Genomic DNA, 6,975 nt, shown 5'->3' on the forward strand with positions numbered 1-6,975 from the left:
CAGGTTCAACCACAAGCTAAGGAAATTACGCCACAGGTTCAAAAGCAAGCTAAGGAAGCTGCGCCACAGGTTCAACCGCAAGCTAAGGAAGTTGCGCCACAGGTTCAACCACAAGCTAAGGAAATTACGCCACAGGTTCAAAAGCAAGCTAAGGAAGCTGCGCCACAGGTTCAACCGCAAGCTAAGGAAGTTGCACCACAGGTTCAACCGCAAGCTAAGGAAGTTGCACCACAGGTTCAACCACAAGCTAAGGAAGTTGCACCACAAGTTCAAGTGCAAGCTAAGGAAATTGCGTCATACATTCAAGAGCGAGCTGCGGAAGTCACAAAATTAATTCAAGAACGTTGTTTGTGGCAGTTTCACTCGCGTGCATGGGATCGGGAAGAAAACATCAATGGTGTTCTCAATATGGCCGCCCGAATCTTGACTGGAGAAAAGGTGGTTCTAGAAACCTTGATCGACAGAAGTTATTATGCAGATGCGAAGATCCTTTCGGCTGACCTAGAAATCAGGTTTTCATGGTTAGGTAACATGGAAAACTCGCAAAAGAAGGCAGTACTGGAATCTGTTAAGGCAATGCTGATCGATATTGTAATAACCAAGTCGAAGAATGGTGAATTGCATTATTCGCTTTATTAAAGCAATTAGATCGGTAATTCAACCTCTGGGTGACGCTTTTAGCGTCTCCCTTTCTCCCCTTCGTAAGAAGCTAGCGTTAAGGGAGAAGACCAGACTACCTCACTAAACAAACGGCGTTGTTGAATTGAAGTATGAATTAGAGTCTTGTCATCCTGTTAGTGTTTGTGCAGAAATTTTCTTACAGAATAGAGACTTACAGAGTAGAGAGCGATGTTACTGACGGGTTACACCAAAAGCATTCCCAACAAGCGTATTGTCCGCGTACCGTCTGACTACAGAAGCATCTCATCTAGCTTTCAAGATTTTGAAGAAATTCAATTTTACTTTTCTTCTGTAATCAAAGCTATGGATAGCTTGCTTCTTGATTGGATGCAGCATTAGCGTTAGCGATCGCTCGCCGCAGGCATCGCCACCAGACATCGCTCCACTTTTTTAAGCTCAAAAAGACACTTCATATCTTCGTTCAGCAACGCCAAACAAAATCACGCAATTTTTTACCACATAGGAGTCAAGAGAATGTCTGTAGTTGTAAAACAGAAAGAACGCAAGGGAATCATCAATCCTATATTTACCTGTCAGCCTGCTGGAGCTGAGTACGCTGCAATCGGAGTAAAAGATTGTATTCCCCTGGTGCATGGAGGACAGGGGTGTAGTATGTTCGTTCGTCTGCTGTTTGCCCAGCATTTGAAGGAAAATTTTGACATTGCTTCTTCTTCACTCCATGAAAATAGCGCTGTCCTTGGAGGACAGCCACGCATTGAGGAAGCTGTACACACTTTAGTAGCACGATATCCCGATTTACGAATTATCCCAATTATTACGACTTGTTCAACTGAGACAATTGGGGATGATATCGAAGGAACCATTAACAAGCTCAAGGGTCAGTTAAAGCAAGCTTATCCCGATCGCAAGGTTGTCCTTGTTCCTGTGCATACCCCCAGTTACAAAGGTAGTCAGGTTAGTGGCTATAATGTCGGCATACATGCAATCATTTCTACCCTGGCAAAAAAAGGCGAACCAACTGGCAAGTTGAACATCATTACTGGGTGGCTTAACCCTGGAGATGTCACGGAAATCAAGCGCATCTTAAAAGATATGGATGTTCCAGCAAACATCTTAGTGGATACAGAATCTTTCGATGCGCCCACCATGCCCGATAAGACAAGTTTTGCCTTTGGGAATTCAACCATTGAAGAAATTGCTGATTCTGCTAATGCGTTGGGAACTATTGCCTTATGCAAATATGAAGGAGGCAGTTCGGCTGAATTCTTACAAGAGAATTTTAATGTTCCTGCAATTATTGGCCCGACACCAATTGGCATCAAAAACACTGACGTCTGGCTGCAAAATATCCAGAAACTGACTGGCAAACCAATACCAGAATCCTTAGTCAGAGAACGTGGAAAGGCTATCGATGCGATCGCCGACCTCGCGCACATGTTCTTCGCTAATAAGAAGGTAGCTATTTACGGAGATCCCGATCTGGTAATTGGTCTAGCAGAGTTCTGCTTAGAATGTGAGTTAGAGCCAGTACTACTGTTATTAGGGGATGATAACAAGGCTTGTGCAAAAGATCCAAGAATTACTGCTCTGGAGAAAAAGTCACCCACCGACATCGAAGTTATCTGGAATGCAGACCTCTGGGAATTGGAGCGCCGCATTAAAGATAAATCCCTCGAAATCGACTTGATTCTAGGTCATTCCAAAGGTCGATATATTTCTATCGATCACAAGATTCCGATGGTTCGGGTTGGCTTCCCCAGCTTTGACCGTGCAGGTCTGTGGAAATATCCTGTAATTGGCTATAAAGGAGCAGAATGGCTAGCAGACACCATTGCTAACACCATGTTTGCAGATATGGAGAATAAGCACGAGCGCGAGTGGATCTTAAACGTTTGGTAGAAAGCTGATGTATATGGGGGATGGCATCTATCTGCAGTGATATTTCTGTCATCCACCCATAACTGATTAGATGGTATTTCCATCAGAATTTTTACGATACTTAGCAATCCTATGTCAATTCTAAACCAGGCAGCACCCGTTTAACTGATTAGTTTCAGAGGGCGGCTTAGTAGCCTGGTTTACGACTCACAGGATATTGAAGACAGAAGCATAGAAAGACTGGAGAGTGATCATGACTGCAACAAGTATAGATAAGAATGTCGTATTTTATGGAAATTTGAGCGAACTGTATCGCTTGGCAAAGGAGGGTAAAATTAAGACTACTTTACAAGGTAGTCATACTCGCCCTTGTAAATTTTGGACTGCAACGAAGATTTTAAGTGGCATTAAAAATGCGATCGTCATTTCTCACGGGCCAAGTGGCTGTGCCTATGGTGTAAAGCGGGCATACAAGCTGACCAATAGCCGCAATAGTGGTTCACCTTATGAACCCGTGGTAACTACGAACATGAGTGAGAAAGCGGTAATTTTTGGTGGAGAAAAAGAATTAGCAGGCGCGATTCGAGAAGTAAATGAAAAATACCATCCAGATGCGATCGTTATTGCTACTAGTTGTGCGTCTGGTATTATTGGGGACTGTGTTGATGACGTCGTGAATAAGGCGCGTGGCGAAATCCAGTCTGAGATCATGACGATACATTGTGAAGGATTTGCCGGGGAGTATCGCAGTGGATTTGATATCGTATTTCGGCAAATCGTAGACTTTATGGAGCCACCAACTCCAGAGCGGAAGGCACAACTAGCCGATGCTGTGAATATTGTGGGCGCAAAGATGGGCCCTGAAAGAACAGAAGTCGAAACTGATGTTAAAGAACTGGTGAGATTGATAGAAGGAATGGGGGCACGAGTTCATAGCGTCATCGCTGGTGACTGTACTTTAGAAGAACTCAAGCAAGCACCGAGTGCGGCAGTCAACTGTACTTTATGTTTGGATCTTGGCTATACCATCGGCAAAGCCATGTCAGACAAGTTCGGTACTCCGCTAAACTCTACCATCCTTCCCTATGGAATCGCTGCTACAGAAAAATGGCTCGAAGGGGCGGCAAAATATTTAGGCATGGAAGAACAAGCGGCTGCCCTAATGGAAAAGGAATATGCCGCAATTAAGACTGAATTTGAAGCAGCTAAGGGTTATATAGAGGGGAAGTTAGCGATTATCGAAGGACATGATGCTATCAAGTGCTTATCCCTTGCTCACATGTTGGATCGTGATTTTGGGATGCGTGTAGTAATCTATAATTTCCATCCCTGGAGTACAGAAGCAAGAGAAACCAGTGTAGACTACCTATTGGAAACAGGGTTAGACCCGGAAATATTGATTACGAAAGGGACGCTGGCCTTTGGCAAGTACGAGTCCATGAAACAAACCGAAGATGAATTACTGGATTTCATTGGTGGTCTTGATGCAGAATCGGTAGTTTATTTTGGTTCTTCCTTGAGTTTCCCCCATATTCCCGTAGTCGATTTAAATGCTATCTTAAATCGTCCCAGATTTGGCTATCGCGGAGCCTTAAAGGTCGCAAGGTGTATTGAAACAGCACTCCAATATGCCTTTAGACCTCGGAGTGCTTTAACCAAGCAAATGGTATTCCCTAAAGATTCCGGGTTAGCATCTGTTCAATCACTAAGCGGAAAATTAGCTCAAGACATGCCTGATTGTACCGTATATGCAGAGAAGAGACGGGGAAAATGTATGAACGAGTAATAAATGAAATGTGACTTTGCTAAATAAAAGTATGGATTTGTCTCAAACAGAAAATTGTAGGTTGGGTAGAACTTTAGTGTTACCCAACAAACTCTTCGGAAATGTTGAATTTTGTTCCTCAACCCAACCTACGTAGACTGATACGGACAAGGCTTAAGCCAAAAATGTCAAGGCAGAAGCTGTTACAGGCTGCGCGAAACACGGAAATGTCAAGGCAGAAGTTGCTACAGGGAAGGCAGAAGCTGTTACAGGCTGCACAAAACACGGAAACGCCAAAGCAGAAGTCGCTACAGGCTGCGTGAAACGCGTTTACATAGTCAAGCTTTAAAGAAACAGGAGGAATAAATGTCTGCTGAAACGACTTTTGACAATTGTAACCATAGTAAAGACCCAGTAGTTGGCTGTGCTCTTGAAGGTATTGCAACTACAGTTGCTGGTATTAAAGATGTCAGTATTGTGATTCAGTCTCCACAGGGTTGTGCGTCTACTGTCGCAGCTGGGTATGATGCTCATGAGGTTGATTTCACTAAGCGGAAAGTAGGTTGTACTCGTCTTTTCGAGTCAGACATTGTGATGGGAGCGTCTGAGAAACTCAAAGGGATGATTAAAGAGGCTGATCAATCTTTTGATTCTAAAGTGATGTTTGTCGTTGGAACTTGCGCGGCAGACATTATAGGTGAAGATATTGCGGGATTATGCAACCAGCTCCAGCCAGATATCAAAGCCAAACTCGTTCCTTTAATGGCTGGTGGGTTTCGGGGCAATGCTTACGATGGCTTAGAGATGGGTTTGGAAGCTTTACTTCCTTTTATCAAAAAAAGGCAGACCAAGAGAAGGGGCAGGAAGCCAAGGATTGTAAATATCATTGCACCACAGGCAAATCTGAATCCTACTTGGTGGGCTGATTTGGAATGGGTAAAGCAGACGTTAAAATCTTTAAGGATTAAAGTACAGACAGTCTTCTCTCATAATACCTCCTTTGAAGAACTAGAGCAAGCTGGTGAGGCAACTGCTAATATTGTTCTCAGTCATGATGTTGGGTATAAGTTTGCTCGGAAAATGCAACAGACTCATGACATCCCTTTGATCCTTGATGATATACCCCTACCAATAGGTGTAAATAACACTACTCGATGGTTGAAGGCATTGGCGGCACATTTCAAGATAGATGAAAAAGTGGAGCCAATCATCAAACAAGGCGAAGAAATGGTCGTAGATACACTTCGCAAACGAGCATTGATGATTATTCCCCGATATCGTAACTGTAGAATTGCCGTATCTGCGGATGGGACGCTTGGTATTGGACTAGTCAGAATGCTTTTTGAAGAATTGGAGATGATTCCAGAAATCTTATTATTTCGCTCGGCGATGCCTGATTCTCGTTCAATTTTGGAGCGAGAACTGTACAGCCTCGGTCTTACTTCCCATATAGTATTTTCGGCAGATGGCTATCAGGTAAAACAGACCTTAGAAGAGTTTGGTGTTGATGCTGTGATTGGCTCGGCATGGGAAAAATACATGGCAGAGGAATTGGGAATCAAAATTGCTTTTGATGTATTTAGCCCCACTAACAGAGAAACTTATGTTGACAAACCATATTTTGGTTATGAAGGCATGGTCAATATAATGGAGGTGATTGCTAACGATTGGGATAGAGCTTTTCGTTCCAAAGAGATTCATTGGACATAGAAAAGTATTGTGTCAAGAATGTTTTGATATCTTGATGCAGAGTTATCAAGAAGTATTGTGTTACACGTCTGGAGTAACGGCAGTCGCTACAACGGTGAGTAACTGCTGTAAGCATTGCGTTAGCGAGAAGACTGCCTGCCGTAAGACGCCTGTACTCCTACCAGGAAGCAAGCTACCCGTAGCGTCTCCTTTAGGAGAAAGGTGCTGTAGGGCGAACGAGCGAGAGCTTCACCCATAACTGGAGTTTAGACTAGTTCCCGGTGCGAAACTAAATTTCTAAAAAATAAGGATACGGATTTAAGATGTTTCCAGGAACTAAAACCAAGGTTTTTAGGCTTTATAGAATGAGCCTTCTAAGTTTCGCACCGCGAACTAGTCTAGATGCTGGTTAACATCAATATTTTTACCAATTTTTGAGTATTGACATAGAGAGAAACTGTTATTTGGCAGTCTTGTCAAAAATCAAATAGGATTTCTATCTGTACCTGAATTAAGTCGCTGATTACCGAGAGGTTGCCAAGTTCATCCGAAATTAATTTGCCAAGAATAGAATTCAGGTCAGTTATTTTGCAGTTGAATGAAATACAATGAGCATTTAGACTCATTTGTGACATCCGAAAACCTGGATCTTGATGATCGGGTGCAAATTTTCCAATTTTGAAGATATTGTAAGCATTTACAGCTGCCGCTGAGGAGTTGAAGATTAGCTCTACTTGTCTGTCCATAATAGTTTGTCGGTTTACTTATATTCACTGACTCTTTATTTCATATTTCATCAAACTTATTCTCCATTGGCTCAACGCTTACGTAAAATTTATACCAAAAGGTTGATGTAATGAAAATTTGGCAACAGAATAATTATGTGTAACGTGTGAGCGCTTTGTTATACCATTTCTGTATGAAGCTGCGCTAAATTATCACCAAGGGTAAATATTGGTTTAAGCGTGATGGGTTTAAGATTACAAGTCGAAATAAAAGAG

General features: G+C 42.7%; 5 protein-coding genes. 4 read left to right on the forward strand and 1 reads right to left on the reverse strand.

The annotated features are described in order from the left end of the window. From vnfG to V7K89_RS35505, 4 genes are all read left to right on the forward strand, one after another. Nucleotides 1-639, forward strand: a 639-nt coding sequence (gene vnfG / locus V7K89_RS35490; protein ID WP_335195560.1) for a V-containing nitrogenase subunit delta, incomplete at its 5' end; no start/stop codon positions are given. Between the two features lie 516 nt (nucleotides 640-1,155). Beyond that, nucleotides 1,156-2,541 carry a V-containing nitrogenase subunit beta gene (vnfK, locus tag V7K89_RS35495; protein ID WP_335195562.1) on the forward strand — a complete coding sequence of 462 codons (1,386 nt, stop codon included), beginning with the start codon at nucleotides 1,156-1,158 and terminating at the stop codon, nucleotides 2,539-2,541. Nucleotides 2,542-2,773: 232 nt separating this feature from the next. Then, entirely contained in the window at nucleotides 2,774-4,306 is a 1,533-nt protein-coding gene (locus V7K89_RS35500; RefSeq protein WP_335195563.1) for a nitrogenase component 1, read from the forward strand. A gap of 345 nt (nucleotides 4,307-4,651) precedes the next feature. Next, a complete protein-coding gene (locus V7K89_RS35505; RefSeq protein WP_335195564.1) occupies nucleotides 4,652-5,995 on the forward strand; it encodes a nitrogenase component 1 in 1,344 nt (447 codons plus the stop codon). A 455-nt stretch (nucleotides 5,996-6,450) separates the two neighbouring features. Here V7K89_RS35505 and V7K89_RS35510 read toward each other — a convergent pair whose 3' ends face one another. Continuing rightward, nucleotides 6,451-6,720 (reverse strand): hypothetical protein, encoded by a 270-nt coding sequence (locus V7K89_RS35510; RefSeq protein WP_335195565.1) that lies wholly within the window; start codon nucleotides 6,718-6,720, stop codon nucleotides 6,451-6,453. Between the last annotated feature and the right edge of the window lie 255 nt (nucleotides 6,721-6,975).

Origin of the sequence: Nostoc sp., assembly GCF_036917515.1 — a bacterium.
Lineage (GTDB): Bacteria > Cyanobacteriota > Cyanobacteriia > Cyanobacteriales > Nostocaceae > Nostoc.

What these genes read in the sequence shown, in the direction of transcription:
- V7K89_RS35500 (WP_335195563.1), top strand. Translation starts at nt 2,774, where the DNA reads ATGACTGCAACAAGTATAGATAAGAATGTCGTATTTTATGGAAATTTG.
- V7K89_RS35510 (WP_335195565.1), bottom strand. Translation starts at nt 6,720, where the DNA reads ATGGACAGACAAGTAGAGCTAATCTTCAACTCCTCAGCGGCAGCTGTA.
- V7K89_RS35505 (WP_335195564.1), top strand. Translation starts at nt 4,652, where the DNA reads ATGTCTGCTGAAACGACTTTTGACAATTGTAACCATAGTAAAGACCCA.
- vnfK (WP_335195562.1), top strand. Translation starts at nt 1,156, where the DNA reads ATGTCTGTAGTTGTAAAACAGAAAGAACGCAAGGGAATCATCAATCCT.